A 14,490-nucleotide genomic window follows, 5' to 3' on the forward strand; every position below is an offset into this window, starting at 1 on the left:
TCTTTTTGCCCGAGCATTGGTTTCCTCGGTAAAGGTTTTAATCGTTTGGGTTGAAGTTTTGTTGATCGAGACATTAAAGCCTAACTTTTCTTTCATCCAATTAGGCATCCAGCTGGTTAATTTGCTTATCATGCCGCTAAACCATTCAGACAGGGCTTGCCACTGGCTTTTGATGCCGTCCCATAAGCTACCAATGAGATTGGCACCAGCTTCCATTAAATCAACGCCAAGCAACCATTTAATGAGTTCATTGATTCCTTTTGCTATCCAAGAGAGTGGTGAAAAGTTTTTAAAGAGTGTATAGAGGTTACTGAAAACGTTACAACATAAGCTGTAAAAAGAATTCCACAAGTTGCTTATGAAGCTTACTACCGTATCCCAATGTTTGTAGAGGAGATATCCAGCAGCAATAAGGGCAGCAATGCCAGCCATTATCCAGCCGATAGGAGTGGTCATGATTGCATAGCCAAGCGTGACAAATGCTGCTCCAGCAGCCGCTAATGCGGCAATGAGTGGACCAAAAATAAACGAACCAAGTGCCACAAGACCCACCTTAAAGAGGGTTATTTCCCCAATCAATGGTTCCATCCAGCGGAACCAGCTTTTAATTCTTTCTGTGAGATCACTAATGCCTCTTCTCAAATCAGAAGTAGGATTAAACAAATCCTTCAAGACTTTTTTTAAGATTTTTGCCCATCCAGCAACGGTTGTTTGAATGAGGTTGCGGTTTTCATCAATCAATTTTGAAAAAGCGTCAATCATATCATTGATGACGGGCATAAAACGCGCCCCAATAAAACTGGTAATGCCCCCTATTTTTTTCTTAAAGGCACCAAGCTTATCACTTAAATCTGCTGCATAACGTGCAACATCAGCACCTATCAGCCATTTTCCTTTCCTTGCCTTTGCAAAGAGTTCTTTGATGGGCGCCATGCCTTGCGCAAGCATGGCTGCCATTTCCTTGCCATCACCACCAAAAAGCAGAGCAGCAATATGCTGTCTTTGTGCTTGATTTTTCATCTTACTCATCTTGTCGGTAATTTCTTCCAACAAGACAGAATTTGATTTCAGTTTTCCCGAGGCGTTTTTGACAGAAATACCAAGCGCTTCAAAGCCCATAATGCCTCTTTTTTGCCCAGCAAAAGCTTGCGCAGAACGTCTATTTAAAGTTGCTAAGGATTGTTGAAAGAGTTCGGCAGAATATCCTGAATTATCCGCTGCATCGCCCCATAATTGAAGTGATGCAACACTCATGCCTAAATGCCGTGAGGCATGGTGAAGACTATCTCCTAAATGCATGGTTTTCATGGTGACAGCGGTTAAGCTTGCTACAAGACCACCACCAGCAAGCCCTAAAACACCGGTAAAAACTGAAGCACGACTTGCTGCTGTGCCAAGGGCACCTTGAACGCCATGAAGGCTTGCCGTCATATTTTTTACCGCAGCAGAAAAGCGCGGAATACTCAAGCTATGCGACAATTTCTGAAAACGCTCTTGTACACGTTTGAGAGGTGCGGTGAGTTTATCTTCAAGAGACAATTTTACCTTTGCATCGGCAACATTGGTTGTTTTACTCATTTTGTCTTATATCTTTCTGCTGCTTGTTTTCGCCAGAATATTAACTCTTGCGGTTCCATTTCCATCATCTCTGAAAGGGACCAATGAAAAACAATGGCAATATCGGCTATGAGTTTTGCGGCGGTTTCCCAGTCGAGGTGTCCCGCCGCTTGATAAAAGACTCCAAAATCTCCCCAATACTTGACAAATCATCAATATCGAGTTCACCAACAGCCTCATGGGGCCATTCCGAAAGGCGCGAAACCATAGCGATTGTTTGTTCTATGCCTTCTTTTTTGTCGATTGCTTGCACATCTTTTGTTTTGGGACGCCGTAAGGTAATTGTCGTGTGCTCTTTTCCTTCAAAAATAACGGGTAACAGTAATTTATGTGTAATGCTTGTTTGTACTGTCATTCTTATATTCCTAAAAAGTTTTTATGTTCTGCTAATTGATTAACGCCATTGAATTTCCTCACCAAGCTGAGGACATCTATCTCAACAATTTCCATATCTTTCTGGACATATTTGAAATACTGCAATGTGAAGGTCGCTGTGGATGTTGCTTTGCCCCCCGGTTGCCATTCTGCCATTTCAAAGCCTTTGCAAAGCCCTCTCATGGTAATGATAACACCTTCTGCCGGTGTGCCTTGGGCTTGCATTGAACTTCTCAATGAGATGTCAACATCAGAGCGTCCCAACAGGGACATCAACTCTGGAGAGCAATCAGAAATGGTCATGGTGAGGATGAGAGTTTCAAGTCCAAGATCAACCTCAATGGCACTATCCATGCCACCGCCGCGATAATTTTCAACAACCAAACTCAAATTTGGTAGTGTCACGCTTTCACATTTTGCTTGATAGGGAATGCCGTCGACAAAAATGTTAAAATATTTCAAAACTCTTGGTAAAACGGGTATGGTCATTAAAAGATCTCCTCTAAGTAATCATTCACAATGCGTGAACGGAAAGTGATGTGTTCTGCTGGTGTTGTTGGGGTGAATTCCACATTGAAATAGACTCTGCCGCTTTCAATAGCGCTTGCTGTGTTAAGCTCTAGATCTGGTGTACAGCGCCCACCAAGAATGGCACCTTGCGCTTTTAGATCACGCAGATAGGCATTGACGCTTTCACTCACGTCATTCATGTAAGTTTTTTTGATATTGCGGTCGACAGCCCATAGATGCCCACGTAAAATGGCGTCATTGATCATATCCGCGGTTCTCACTACCGATAAGAAAGCAAATTTTGTATCACTTGAAAGGGTGCGATTGCCCCAAAGACGATAGCCGTTTTCGCGAATGATGGTTGTGATATTTTGCTCGTTGAGAAGGTTGGCACGGCTTGATCTATCACCAATGGAAAAATCAATTGGGCGTGCAATACCAACAATGCCATTAATCACTTTATTTGAAGGAGAATGCCAAAAACCGTTGGCGAAATCAGTTTTAGCAATGACACCGGCAACCGCTGCACTTGCCGGCTGTTCTACGATTTTTCCATCATGATTCACCTTTACAAACGGATCAACTAGAATGGCGCGCTTTGAATCAAAATCCTTTGCTGTGCTAAGTGCTGCTTCATCTGTTGTGTTTGGTGCATCAAGCACCACAATAGCACGCAGACGCTCTGCAATGCCAATGAGTTCTGCCGCTACAGGATTAGAGGTTGCACTAATTTCAGCTTTTGCTGTTGCACCAGTGCCATCCCCTTCAATCGTTACATTTGGGGCGGTTTGATACTCAAAGCCAGTGTCCTTAATGACAAGTGAGGTTACTTTTCCATCTTTCAGGATTGCTTCTGCTTCTCCACCGCCTTCGATTTTAACGCTTGCTTGGGCATAACCACTACCTTGGTTTATCACATCAATCTTGCTAAGACTGATAGGGCGTTTATGGGTAAAGCTTGGCGCAATAAGAATACGTGGTGTTTGTCCCACAACAGATTGTGCTCCAATCAACGCATGGACACCTTCATAAGCGCCATTTGCGTTCACACCGCCTAGAACATTGGTCAATGTTGCGCTTTCATTGTCACCTTCTTGCACCCGCACGACGACGACAATGGCGCCCACTTGTTTGAAAATCAGGTCAAGAGCATTGGGCAATGTGCCTTGACGCTTGCCTGTTTTATCCAGTTTAGCTGCTTGTGAAAGTGAACCTGAGACCAAAACGGGTGTGTTAAGAGGAAAGGCTTGTTCATCGGCATCGGGTGCTGTGCCAACAATCCCGATAACTGCCGATTGAACTGCGCGAAGGGGGCGTGTGCCGTCGTCAACCTCGACAACTTCAACACCGTGTAGAAAACCTGTTGCCATACTTTATGCTCCTTTAAACTATTGGCTAATGAGATGAATGGGAAAAATGAGAGGTAAAGAGCTGTGTTTTTCAAAGCTCGTCATCCAAAAATGTAAAAATCTCGAAAGTCGCTTGACATTATTATTACAATGTATATTTTTGAATCAGGTGCCTAGAAAACACCTTAAATCGATAGCGGATAGATTGCCGAAACAATCTTTTTTCCGCACATTAAAGGCTTTGACTCATTGTATGTTACACGCATATAATGATCCCGTCGGGTGTGGTTACGCTATACAATACCCTTTATGGGAAAAGCGTGATGACGGACTATCGACCGTGTTTTCTAGCGCCCGGCACTCTTTATTGAGTGTCAATAGAAAACCTCTAATCGATAGGAGTTCACATAAACACTCTTATAGAAATTAAAGAAAGCACTACTAATAATGCTACCACTCAGACTATGTCTAGCCGTGAGATTGCAGAATTGTGTAAAAAGCAGCACGCACATATTATGCGTGACATCAAGAAGATGCTTGAAGAACTTAACGGCTCCAAATCTGGATTGGTTGATTTTATCGGTACTTACGTTGATGCAAAAGGTGAAAGTCGCCCTTGTTATAATCTCCCCAAGCGTGAATGTTTAATTCTCGTGTCTGGTTACAGCACTGCTTTACGTGCAAAAATCATTGACCGTTGGCAAGAATTGGAAAAGCAAGTAGCAATATCACAAATTGACTACTCAAGTCCTCAAGCAATGATTGGCTTTTTGACACATCTACAAAGTCAAATTGAGCAAAAGGATAACACCATTGCCGAATTAACTCCGAAAGCAAAAGCACTTGAGGGCTTAAAACGTTCTGATGGTTTGTTTGGTTTAATTGAAGCGGCAAAGATGTTAGAGGTACGACCAAAGGATTTAACCGATTATTTGCGTAAACATGATTGGGTTTATCGCCGTGCTCCAAGTGGTCCATTGTTACCTTATCAGGATAAAATCAAGAGAGGTCTTATGGATTGTCCTGCTATCACTATTCAAAGACCGGATGGAACAGATAAGGTGCTGCCTTCAACAAAAATTACATCTAGAGGATTGGCATGTTTGAGAGAACAAATCTTTGGAGGTGTGCAATGAATAGCAGTGTCGACTTCTTATGCGATTTGTGGATGGCTTTGTATCAGTTTTTTGAGCGTGATGATGTTGATGATAAGGCTTTTAATACTCTTATTGAGACCATGGATGCGATAGAAAAAGCTTTGATTTTAAAGCTTCAAGATGAATCACCAAATGCACTCAGGATTCTGGCAATGATTACAAATTTTGGGTCTTTAAAACCTCCTCCGGTTATGGAGCCTTTGTTGAAAGCTTACGAGCCAAGTTTGGAGAGCCCTGTTGCAAAAATAGCTTAGACGTAAAACATGATTTTATCTCCTCGTCTTTTAGGCGGGGAGGTATGCAATTTCTTTCTTAACGGCTATGTTCCATTTGCATATCTACTTTTTTACTAGCTTCTAGCGTTGGAATAGAAGAAACATCTATATCCCGCAAGGCATGCCATGTATCATAATTGGCTTGAAGTTGTAGCCATAAGGCGGGTCCATTACCCAAAAGTTTGCCAATGCGAGCCGCTGTTACAGCTGTAACAGGACGTTCTCCTTTAAGGATGCCGTGCAAGTGCTGGCGTGATATTTGAAGAATCCGAGCAATTTCAGTTTTGCTTGTATCTAAATGCTCTAAAGATTCTGCTAAAATTTCTCCTGGATGAGAGGGACAGCGGTTAGGATTACGTGTGGTCATGGATAGTCTCCTTTACAATTGATTTTAAAATCTTCAATGGTATTGCTCTAGATCAACATGGTAAACGTGTCCGTCTTTAAATTCAAAAGTGATACACCAAGGACCATTGATATGGACTGTGTAGCGATTCGGAGTAAAGCCTTTAAGCATATGAAAATTATAACCTGGTACATTGATATCACTAACTTGAGAAGCCGCGTCAAGGGTATCAAGACGGCGAATAATACGCTGTTGAAGTCTGCTATCAATCTTACTTTTTCCTGTTTCCCAGAGAGATTGTAGGTCTTTATTTTTAAATGTTTTGATCATAACAAATTCAACAACTTTATTTTAAGTAAGGTGTAATGTATTAAGTGACATCCGTCAACAAAAATGTTACAATTTAATATTGTTAATGAAATACTGTAGAACTAAAAGAATTTAAGAAATGAATATCAAACCAATTTGTACAGAGAGAGATTACCAAGAATCCTTAGAGATTGTGTCTGCAATGTTTGATAATCAACCTAAAGAGAATACTCCAGAATTTGATAAAATGAAAACTCTTGTTTTGTTAATTGAAGCTTATGAAACAGAGATTTATCCTGTTTAAGCTTTCTCTTTCGGTTCTTTTATGGGCTCTACGGGTGCGTCTGTTTCTGCCATTTCAGTAGATGAGAGCTGTTTTGTGTTTTCGTCCACCTCGGGGGGAGAAAACACTCCGTCCTTATAAGTCCAGCCAATTTGTGCGTTACTTGAGAAAATTGCCTCACCCTCAAAGGTGTGAACATAATCTTCTGAGGCTATGATAATATTTGTTACCACACCATTTTCAACAACTGCATATTCCATAAAAACCTCCTAGATAAAAAATCTCAACAAAATTGCCCCATCGCCGCCGTTACCGCCACAATTAATTCCACCATCATTCCCATTGGAATATCCGCCGCCGCCGCCGCCGCCTTCACCACTACCTTTACAGCCGTGACCACCATGCCCACCTTTTTCACTTTCACCACCATAACCACCTGCTCCATTATAAGCACCAGCACCGCCGCCACCGCCACCTCCAAAAACAGAGCTTCCACCGTGGCCACTTCCGCCATCTCCACCGCCGCCGCCAGAAAAAATATAACCCCCCAAGCCGTTAAAACCACGGGAGCTACTATCGCCACCGCGACTTCCTCTGAAAGAAGCCGTGCCGCCAGCACCGTCAGCACCCCCACCGCCTCCGGCTCCACCAAACGCAGTCATAATATTTCCAATCATTGTTTTTCCACCTGCGTACCCATATTTACTATTACTGCCACCACGACCACCACGACCGATTTGCACTGTCGTTGATTTTTTAAGCTCGGAGACTTTTGTTTTCACGCACACACTTTGAGCACCACCTCCGCCACCGCCGCCAAAATTATTTGGCTTGATGTTATTTGTGATTCTAGCTCCATCTCCACCACCTCCACCACCACCCCATGCCCATATTTCTACATTTGTGTCATCGCTAACACCTTCAGGAAAGGGTATAGGTCCGCTTTCTGTCATAAGAATTTCGACAGGTTTTTTGACTAATGAAGCTATTAATTTATCTACTTGTGACTTGGTATAAACAGCTTCACCATCAACTTTAAGCGGTCCTTTCAAGGTGGTTCCACTTGTGCTTAGATTGGTGACCACTCTATCGTTATGGATGAGATTCAATGATGCGTTGCCCAATAGTTCCAAATCACCACTCATAGTAACTTTGCTGGTAAATTTGTTGTAATTTTGCCATTCATTGGCTTGTTTTAAGCGTCCATAGCTTGTGAGATCTTGAGTAATCTTGGCTCTAAATTCATCCAAGCCAACAATATCTTCGCTCTTATGTTGGTGTGTGCCTAACAGGGAAATAGCACTGCCAAAGGTAAAATTATTATTGCTTGATTTATAGAGAACATAATTGTTAGCCGCGTCCTTAGCGCCCTCGATATCGCTTAAATCAGCAAATGAGAAGGTTTTATCGGCTGCCATCTTGGACTTAAGGGCTGCTTCAAGATCTGTGACATCACTTATGCTATGCGTGTGTTTTGAAGGCGCTTTTTCGTCTAGCTTTTCCTCAACATCCATTATGGCTTGATCAATTTTGGTCAAGTTTTCCCGCAAGATTGGGAATTCAGAACTGATAAAACGACCTTCTTTAGGTAATTCCATGTCGAGTTTTTTAGTTTTGGTCATCTCTGTTTTCCCATCACAATATGCCGGCACCAAAATCACACACCATTGACCGCGCTGCTGGTCCACCGGTAAGTGTGAGTTTTAAGCGCGCTTGTTTGGCTGTCTTATTGCTGCTGGTGAATTTTTGCTCTATCCAAAGCGGCTCGGATAACTGTTCTGTTTCGTCGAGTTTCAAAGGGACAAAAGCACCATCATCCAGCTGCATCTCGAGTGAAAAAGTTGCACCACCCAGTAAAAAGCTTTTGATATAGCTCGTCAACCTTGCCTTTTCCCCAAAGGCAAAAGCACGCGTAATGTAGGTTGCTGTTTTATGGATTTTTCCCGCAATCAATTGAACAGGCGCAAACAAGACGGGTGAGAGTTTCTCTGTCCCTTTGAGAATGGCGCGGAGCTTGACCTTTTCATTGATATATTCGGTAAGGCTTAGCAATTGAAAGGGCAGCAGTTGATAAATTGTCCCATTGTTTCTTTCAATTTCAAAGATGACAGAGCAATCGCTTGAAGGTAATTCAATGGCTGCGCGTATTTGTAAATCAGAACAGTCAACAAGATCAAATGTGCCAAGATCAATGGTTTTTTCTGTTTGTGTATAACGTGCGGCTAGCACTCGAAAGGCAAGAGCCTCATCTTGATGGGCTGTCCAGCTTTGTGCATTGACAGAAGAAAAGCGTGGACCGGTTACATAAGGATGACTTGAGACAACTCTCTGGTGTTCTGCATCAAAATCTCCAAGCTTTGCCAAGGAGACGGAATGATTACTATCATCTGTCTTGAGTACAAAAGCTGTTAAGCGGTCATTGGGGACAAGGAGTGGTATATCGTAGCGTGCCTCTGCCCATCCTGCCTTTGCGCCCTTCATGGAATAAAAGCTTTGTGCTTGAATATCAGCTGTTGGATAACCGTTTTCGGTTGTCACCAAATCAATCACCAGATCATGGTTTTGATTACCGATTTTGCAAAGATGAAAGTCAATACCTGTGATTTGCCGTGTTTCATCAGGAGTAAAGACCTGCGCTTGTGGGTCAAATTGTGTCCAGATACGCACCGTTGTGGTGTGTCGCATAACTTTCACATCAATCACACCTTGACCGGTAAAAAGCCCCGTTGCAATGGTTCCACCTTTGCCGCGTGCCACAACATTCTTTGTGCCAGCGGTGATGTTTTGTGGAATCTTAAAAGTGCCCTCAAGAGTGCCATTGGTGTTAGCAATAAGCTTTGTTTTTGGCAAAACATTCACACCATCAAAGGTAAGACTTTCCAAGATTTCCCCCTTGCCAAAGCCTTCAATTTTAAAGTGAAGAGTAATTTGCCTTAAAAAATTGATTTGTTTTTGAGTCTCATTGATGAGATTATCATGCACTTCTGTGTTACGGATAGTTCTCCCACGGTTCCATCCCATATTCAGTTGATTGGTGACACTCGAGAGCCAATCGGTGCGCTGTTCATGCCAAAAATCTGTCGCGGGGGTGAGTTTTACTGTACCAGGCAGCGGTGCAAAATTTTGATAGGGGTTGATTTTTTCGCAAGCCGTTGTCAATTCTTGCGCAATGATCACTTCATTTGTCCAGTCAAGGGTGACAGGCGCTTTTAAAGGAGCAGTGTAAAATGTTGGGTCAATGGCAAGCTGCAAAATACCACTGCCAACAGCCCCCGTTTGTTGAAAGCCTTCATCTCTGTAAGAGTCATCTAGAAAAGGGTCTGCAAACATGCCTTTTTTGGCGACAGGTTCTTTAGAGTCAACATTGCTTTTAATGCGCTCTAACTGCATCAACCGGTCAAGGGAGAGTACCCGTTGAAAATAGCGCCACATCTCATCATAGGGGGCAACACGCGTTCCGTCATTGACCACAAGAGGAGTATCAAGCCAATTGTTGGTGATGGTTGCAAGGGACAACACATCATCAGGGACAGTTGGAGCCATGGGTTGGTCTGCTGCAATGCCTTTGATATAAACCACATTGCCCCCTGTATTCAGTCCTATACGGTCAATACGCGGTAATTTGTAAGTGTAACTTACAATAATATCACCACCTTGCGCTCCACCTGAGACGGTAATTTCCTGTGCTGTTACTTTATCGGCGGTAACTTGCGCACGATAGCGATAAGTCACCTTATAGGTACTTCCCACTAAAGGCTCGTCTCCTACAAGTGCCCAATCAATGGTGTCTCCTGTTTTTTTAAAATCTGTGCCTTCTTTAAATTCCTTGCTTCCTTGAACGACTTTAATAAAAGAAGTGATGCTCTTATCAGGAACACCATCACGCCCAGCGGCAACGGCACCACGGGTGACGTTAACGGTTTTTTCTTTTGTCAACAAAAGAGACTGAATATCGGCAATGGGAGCGTAATAGGTTTTAAAGGTAAAGCTCGTTTTCCCTTTTTGAGGTGAAAAAATATGCGTTTCTTCGGGAGTGGCATGAATGGTGGCACTCGGATTAAAATCAGTCAAGAAGGTGATGGTGTTAGCAGGAGCAGAGTGAATGTCAGATTGAGAGCTTGTTTCCCCTGTTTGAGGAGCAAAGATATGGGTTTCGCTTGGAACAACATTTGTCGAAAAATCTTCTGGTTCTTCATGGCGTAAAGCAGCAAGGCGTTTGCGTTTAAAACCATTGATATTGGCTTCTCCTTCTTGAATGCTAAACACTTGGCAGCCGTTGTTTTGTCCTAAAGCGCTTACACGGCATCCGCTCACGATATAATGCCCATGGGCACGGTCATAAGTAGCAATAGCTTGCATGGCCGGTTCAAGTAATGAGGGTGATTTTTGATCAATCAAAACACCATCTTGCAAAATGTAAACCGGAAAGAAAGTCCCTTGCTGCGCATCCTCTTTCAGTGCCCAAACAAGCTGTGCTGTTTCTCGTGCGGCACCAGGCTCTCCTTCTGCCAAGGTGCCAGGGACTTGCCCCAACAGCTCTGGATCATCCTCATATGTCACCCATTTTTTTTGCAGCTTCACACCAATTTCCAAGCGCCCAATCATGGAAACATTCTCTAAGACGGCATTTGAAACTGGAAAGATATCACCGGCAATATAAATCTTGCCGTCTGTTAACGTGACAGTTTGCGTGTCTTTGTTGACAAAAGCATCAGCCCGTTCAACGCGGTCTCCTTCTTGTGCCACAAGGCGCCCCAAACGGTTATGGCGTCCCCTTATGATGGTTTGAACCTCGTTGAGTTCACCACTTTGAATAAAGGGTCGTTGTCCATAAAAGACAACGCTTTGTTGTTCCTCTTTGCCGCGAGATCTGTCAATTGCAAAGGGCAAACCACTTTCATGCTTCATGTTAAAACCTCAATAAAATCTTGAATTGTTCGCGAACATCGGCACGCAAAGGAATATTAATGGGCGTTTTGAGTATCTCCACACCACCATTCAGTTCATCAGGCTCACACCAAAGCTTGCCAAAGGGGATATCTTGTTTGGGAGAAGCATGAACGAGAACAGAAACAAATGCTGCTTGTTTGCCATCAACGTCGCGAAAGTCTGTGCGTGCTGCCACAAGAAGCGCCGTGCCCATCGGGGAGGGCTGGAATCTGCCACCACAATGGCTATAAACACCATTCAAAGCCTGTTCTACCGGCGCTACAGCATAGCATCTGCGATACCCAATCACGCCATCTTGGGTGTCTCTTAACACGAGATAAAGTGTGCGGCTGCGAAACCACTCTGCCATCAGCATATCGCGTTCATGTTTTTTGACCGAACACCACGGAAAGTTTGCCATGTCCCATGGGTAATCGATCTGATCGAAGCTTAATTCCTCATCCCCACCATCCATCCAATTGCCAATCAGTATGCCTTCTTCTCTTGTGAGAACGCGCTCTATCTCTGTTGTGCGTCCAAAGGAAAACAAAGTATTCCCAGCTATGAGGCTTACACCGCTCTCATACTCCAGCAGACTGTCATCAAGGCGTGACATATTGCATTCAACAGCTTGCACATCATAACCCATGACACCACGGCGAAAATCAGAGCGCAAACTTTTGGAAAGGTCGGTAATTGCTTCAATGGCTTCAAGGCTTTTCCGTTCAGGCAATTGATCAAAGTAGAGTTGAAAGGAGTTCCACCAAACACGCCCCGTCCATGCGGGTTGAAAGCGTGCTGTAACCCCCAGCCATGCAAGCCCCATCTCAATGGCAGCAAGGGAGCCACGTATCCTCTGCCAGGCAAGACCTTGATCAATGAGATCATAAAGATTGGGAACATAAGGTGTAAGCTCTCCAAGTCCATATTCTTCAATCAACCATGGTAAGAAACGGGGAGGGCGTGTGATCAGTTTAGAGCGTGAAATCCCCAAAACAGAACCGTCAACATCTTGATGAAAATCGCAAGCATCGGCAAGGCGCTTTTCAAATTCTGTTGCGTTTGTGGGGAGTAGGGAGCCAACCATTAGCGCGCACGCCCTTTGAAGTTTAAGGTGATTTTTCCAATAGCTAAAACTTCTTCATCACAAACCGCACTGTCTCTGGTTGGTGCAACGGCAATCACTTTCTGAACACCGGGGATCATCAGTTTCGAAATCCACCACGATAAGCTTAATTCACGACCAATGGCTTGTTCTTGTCTCCATGCTGCTCTTAAATTTGCTTCCATTGTCGTGAGAATTTTTAACGATGTTTCCGGTAACAGCCAAACATCTGCTTCTAAATCCACCACTTTTTTGACAGCAGCGTGCACAATGATTGTATCATTGGTCATGATGATATTCTTTTTGTTAAGAGCTTGTGAGACTGTTTGTAAGAGATCTTCGGATGCTGTTCCTTCTTCATTATTGCCAAAAAGAGCAACATAGATGGTTGGGTCTTTGCCTTTTCGATAAATAATTGCATCCTTAACACGACTATCTGCTGTTAAGGCTATAAGCTTGTAATAGGGCTCTGTCCCGCTACCTTTGCCACCACGGGCATGAAGTTTTATGCGTTCACGATACCTCTCGTCACTTTCACCATCCATGCGGGCAAGACCATGCCAATTTCCCAAAGCATCAAGAGATTCACCAGTTGCAAAATCAAGAATGTTGTTGCGTGCCGCTTCGTTAATACGCTGTCTTAAAAGCAACTCTCGATAGCTAAAAGCTTCAATGACTTTTACGGCTGGATCACTTTCGAGAATAGTATATTCAGGCAAAAGTTCTTTTAAATGGGCAAGAGCAGCAGCGCGTATTTCCTCAAAAGAAATTTCTGTGATGATTTCTGGTTTTGCAAGCATTCCATTCATTTTATTAGTAATCCTTCCATGGTGATGGGCTTGCCTGATGGCAAATAAATGCCTTCAAAGGATAAGGAAACTTTTCCAGCCTCAACCATTTTAAAATCAATTTTTTTCAATTTAAAACGCGGTTCCCACTTGTCTAACGCCTCAGCAACAGCAGCATAAAGAGCAACAGCAAAAGCATTATTCACTGGTGCATCAATCAGTTCTGCAACACGTGAACCATAATCACGCCGCATTACACGCGAACCAATCCGCGTTGACAAAATATCAAGGATTGATTGGCGCAAATGATCAATGCCGGTCAATGACTTTCCTGTTGTACGGTTCATTCCACTGTTCAATTGGGACCTCCTGTCATAGAGCCACCAGGGAAAACACCACCATGAACATGGCTGTTTCCAATATTGGTGCCGTTATGCTTTAACCCACCTGAATGAATGGAAACATCATCACCGGAGTGAAGAGAGAGACTATCATTCGAATTCAGTGAAACGCCACCACCAGCCTTCAAAGAGATGCCGCCTTTTGCGTTTAAATTTATATCGCTTTCTGAAACAATCTTTATGCCATCTGGTGCGATAAGCTCTAGCTTACCACCATCACCTTTTAGTGACACGCCATCCGCAATCGTGAGGATAAACTTTCCGCCCGATTTGATAGTGAGTGCATAGCTGTTTTGTTCATCATCATATTCAAGGCTGGTTCCATCAGGATAAAGTGTCTTATGAATATTGCCTTTATCGGCTGCTTGATTAGCATCTGTATGAAGTGAACCAATAATCACCCCTTGTGATAGATCTCCGGACGACGAGACAACAATCACTTGCTCTCCAATATCACGCCCTTCATAGGAGCATGTTTTACCGGCGCGGGCTTGTGTGTCTGGAATCCAGTCACTAACAAGATTGCCACTTTTTACCCGATAGCGTGCGTTTTTATGGTCGACATGGCTAATCTTACCTACCACAACCATATTTGCTACACGTCTTTTTAAATCTGTAATTTCTTTATCGCGCCGCTCTAACATGTCCACCTTCAATTTTATGGTATTTGTCCTCGTTTCCTACGCCTGTTTCTGGTTCAAAACTTAAGAAAGGTTCAACGAGTCTTGCTGTTACACTGCCTTCTTCATTAGGGGAGGGGATATTCGTCACATAAGTGACCTCAAAGGTTAAAATTGCACCATGGAGCGCTAGTGCGCCATTATCGCCAAAGGCAAAAGCAATATTTTGTAGGTGGCATGTCTCAACCGTGTTGTTAAGATTAGGATTAGCATAAAAAATCTCCTCAACTTCCCATGCTAGTTGGTCAACAAAACGTGCACCGTTTTCTCGTGTGTCGTAGCACTCAACATCCACTGTTAAAACACGCTGCCTTACCCCATAATCATATCCATCTTTAATCGTTTCACTTTGCGTTGAGATATTAA

General features: G+C 43.4%; 18 protein-coding genes. 3 read left to right on the forward strand and 15 right to left on the reverse strand.

Going from position 1 to position 14,490, the window contains the following annotated elements:
* The 5 genes from MCO_RS03710 to MCO_RS03725 form a co-directional block, all read right to left on the reverse strand.
* Positions 1–1,578, reverse strand: a 1,578-nt coding sequence (locus MCO_RS03710) for a phage tail tape measure protein (RefSeq protein ID WP_007552693.1), incomplete at its 3' end; no start/stop codon positions are given.
* A complete protein-coding gene (locus MCO_RS11085) occupies positions 1,575–1,646 on the reverse strand; it encodes a GpE family phage tail protein (RefSeq protein ID WP_081485993.1) in 72 nt (23 codons plus the stop codon). The genes MCO_RS11085 and MCO_RS03710, both read right to left, overlap by 4 nt.
* 38 nt (positions 1,647–1,684) lie before the next feature.
* Positions 1,685–1,972, reverse strand: a complete 288-nt coding sequence (locus tag MCO_RS03715; protein WP_007552694.1) for a phage tail assembly protein — start codon at positions 1,970–1,972, stop codon at positions 1,685–1,687.
* Positions 1,973–1,974: 2 nt separating this feature from the next.
* Positions 1,975–2,481, reverse strand: coding sequence for a phage major tail tube protein (locus MCO_RS03720; RefSeq protein WP_007552695.1), 507 nt, complete (start codon positions 2,479–2,481; stop codon positions 1,975–1,977).
* Positions 2,481–3,872: a phage tail sheath subtilisin-like domain-containing protein gene (locus MCO_RS03725; protein WP_007552696.1), complete on the reverse strand. Its 1,392-nt coding sequence runs from the start codon at positions 3,870–3,872 to the stop codon at positions 2,481–2,483. Before MCO_RS03725 ends, MCO_RS03720 begins: the two co-directional genes overlap by 1 nt.
* Positions 3,873–4,258: 386 nt before the next feature.
* On the opposite strand from MCO_RS03725, the gene MCO_RS03730 reads away from it, so the two are divergent.
* Entirely contained in the window at positions 4,259–4,987 is a 729-nt protein-coding gene (locus MCO_RS03730; protein WP_040298745.1) for a Rha family transcriptional regulator, read from the forward strand.
* Positions 4,984–5,262 (forward strand): hypothetical protein, encoded by a 279-nt coding sequence (locus MCO_RS03735; RefSeq protein WP_007552698.1) that lies wholly within the window; start codon positions 4,984–4,986, stop codon positions 5,260–5,262. The genes MCO_RS03730 and MCO_RS03735 overlap by 4 nt, the downstream gene beginning before the upstream one ends.
* Before the next feature lie 58 nt (positions 5,263–5,320).
* On the opposite strand, the gene MCO_RS03740 is transcribed toward MCO_RS03735, so the two are convergent.
* A complete protein-coding gene (locus tag MCO_RS03740; protein WP_007552699.1) occupies positions 5,321–5,650 on the reverse strand; it encodes a HigA family addiction module antitoxin in 330 nt (109 codons plus the stop codon).
* Between the two features lie 33 nt (positions 5,651–5,683).
* Positions 5,684–5,959, reverse strand: coding sequence for a type II toxin-antitoxin system RelE/ParE family toxin (locus MCO_RS03745; RefSeq protein WP_007552700.1), 276 nt, complete (start codon positions 5,957–5,959; stop codon positions 5,684–5,686).
* Positions 5,960–6,077: 118 nt separating this feature from the next.
* Here MCO_RS03745 and MCO_RS10800 point away from each other — a divergent pair, with 118 nt between their 5' ends.
* A complete protein-coding gene (locus MCO_RS10800) occupies positions 6,078–6,242 on the forward strand; it encodes a hypothetical protein (RefSeq protein WP_007552701.1) in 165 nt (54 codons plus the stop codon).
* Here the strand turns inward: MCO_RS10800 and MCO_RS03755 are convergent.
* From MCO_RS03755 to MCO_RS03790, 8 genes are all read right to left on the reverse strand, one after another.
* A complete protein-coding gene (locus tag MCO_RS03755; RefSeq protein ID WP_007552702.1) occupies positions 6,239–6,481 on the reverse strand; it encodes a hypothetical protein in 243 nt (80 codons plus the stop codon). The two genes, MCO_RS10800 and MCO_RS03755, sit on opposite strands and share 4 nt — an antisense overlap.
* A gap of 9 nt (positions 6,482–6,490) precedes the next feature.
* Positions 6,491–7,843, reverse strand: a complete 1,353-nt coding sequence (locus MCO_RS03760) for a Bgr_08870 family protein (RefSeq protein ID WP_007552703.1) — start codon at positions 7,841–7,843, stop codon at positions 6,491–6,493.
* A 13-nt stretch (positions 7,844–7,856) separates the two neighbouring features.
* Complete coding sequence (locus MCO_RS03765) at positions 7,857–11,129, reverse strand: DUF4815 domain-containing protein (protein ID WP_007552704.1); 3,273 nt, start codon at positions 11,127–11,129, stop codon at positions 7,857–7,859.
* Between the two features lies 1 nt (position 11,130).
* Positions 11,131–12,237: a phage tail protein gene (locus MCO_RS03770; RefSeq protein ID WP_007552705.1), complete on the reverse strand. Its 1,107-nt coding sequence runs from the start codon at positions 12,235–12,237 to the stop codon at positions 11,131–11,133.
* The gene (locus tag MCO_RS03775) at positions 12,237–13,064 is read right to left on the reverse strand and encodes a baseplate J/gp47 family protein (RefSeq protein ID WP_007552707.1); all 828 of its coding nucleotides are present in this window, start codon (positions 13,062–13,064) and stop codon (positions 12,237–12,239) included. Before MCO_RS03775 ends, MCO_RS03770 begins: the two co-directional genes overlap by 1 nt.
* Complete coding sequence (locus MCO_RS03780; RefSeq protein WP_007552708.1) at positions 13,061–13,402, reverse strand: GPW/gp25 family protein; 342 nt, start codon at positions 13,400–13,402, stop codon at positions 13,061–13,063. The genes MCO_RS03775 and MCO_RS03780 overlap by 4 nt, the downstream gene beginning before the upstream one ends.
* The gene (locus MCO_RS03785; protein WP_007552710.1) at positions 13,399–14,088 is read right to left on the reverse strand and encodes a phage baseplate assembly protein V; all 690 of its coding nucleotides are present in this window, start codon (positions 14,086–14,088) and stop codon (positions 13,399–13,401) included. The genes MCO_RS03780 and MCO_RS03785 overlap by 4 nt, the downstream gene beginning before the upstream one ends.
* Positions 14,069–14,490: hypothetical protein (locus tag MCO_RS03790; protein WP_007552711.1), on the reverse strand; the 422-nt coding region annotated here is incomplete at its 5' end. The genes MCO_RS03790 and MCO_RS03785, both read right to left, overlap by 20 nt.

The sequence above is a fragment of the Bartonella sp. DB5-6 genome (genome assembly GCF_000278115.1).
Lineage (GTDB): Bacteria > Pseudomonadota > Alphaproteobacteria > Rhizobiales > Rhizobiaceae > Bartonella > Bartonella refiksaydamii.

Bases quoted from the DNA above. Each gene is read 5' to 3' on its own strand.
- MCO_RS03770 (WP_007552705.1), bottom strand. From the start codon at position 12,237: ATGGTTGGCTCCCTACTCCCCACAAACGCAACAGAATTTGAAAAGCGC.
- MCO_RS03735 (WP_007552698.1), top strand. From the start codon at position 4,984: ATGAATAGCAGTGTCGACTTCTTATGCGATTTGTGGATGGCTTTGTAT.
- MCO_RS03785 (WP_007552710.1), bottom strand. From the start codon at position 14,088: ATGTTAGAGCGGCGCGATAAAGAAATTACAGATTTAAAAAGACGTGTA.
- MCO_RS03755 (WP_007552702.1), bottom strand. From the start codon at position 6,481: ATGGAATATGCAGTTGTTGAAAATGGTGTGGTAACAAATATTATCATA.
- MCO_RS03765 (WP_007552704.1), bottom strand. From the start codon at position 11,129: ATGAAGCATGAAAGTGGTTTGCCCTTTGCAATTGACAGATCTCGCGGC.
- MCO_RS03760 (WP_007552703.1), bottom strand. From the start codon at position 7,843: ATGACCAAAACTAAAAAACTCGACATGGAATTACCTAAAGAAGGTCGT.
- MCO_RS03740 (WP_007552699.1), bottom strand. From the start codon at position 5,650: ATGACCACACGTAATCCTAACCGCTGTCCCTCTCATCCAGGAGAAATT.
- MCO_RS03775 (WP_007552707.1), bottom strand. From the start codon at position 13,064: ATGAATGGAATGCTTGCAAAACCAGAAATCATCACAGAAATTTCTTTT.
- MCO_RS03715 (WP_007552694.1), bottom strand. From the start codon at position 1,972: ATGACAGTACAAACAAGCATTACACATAAATTACTGTTACCCGTTATT.
- MCO_RS03720 (WP_007552695.1), bottom strand. From the start codon at position 2,481: ATGACCATACCCGTTTTACCAAGAGTTTTGAAATATTTTAACATTTTT.
- MCO_RS03745 (WP_007552700.1), bottom strand. From the start codon at position 5,959: ATGATCAAAACATTTAAAAATAAAGACCTACAATCTCTCTGGGAAACA.
- MCO_RS03725 (WP_007552696.1), bottom strand. From the start codon at position 3,872: ATGGCAACAGGTTTTCTACACGGTGTTGAAGTTGTCGAGGTTGACGAC.
- MCO_RS10800 (WP_007552701.1), top strand. From the start codon at position 6,078: ATGAATATCAAACCAATTTGTACAGAGAGAGATTACCAAGAATCCTTA.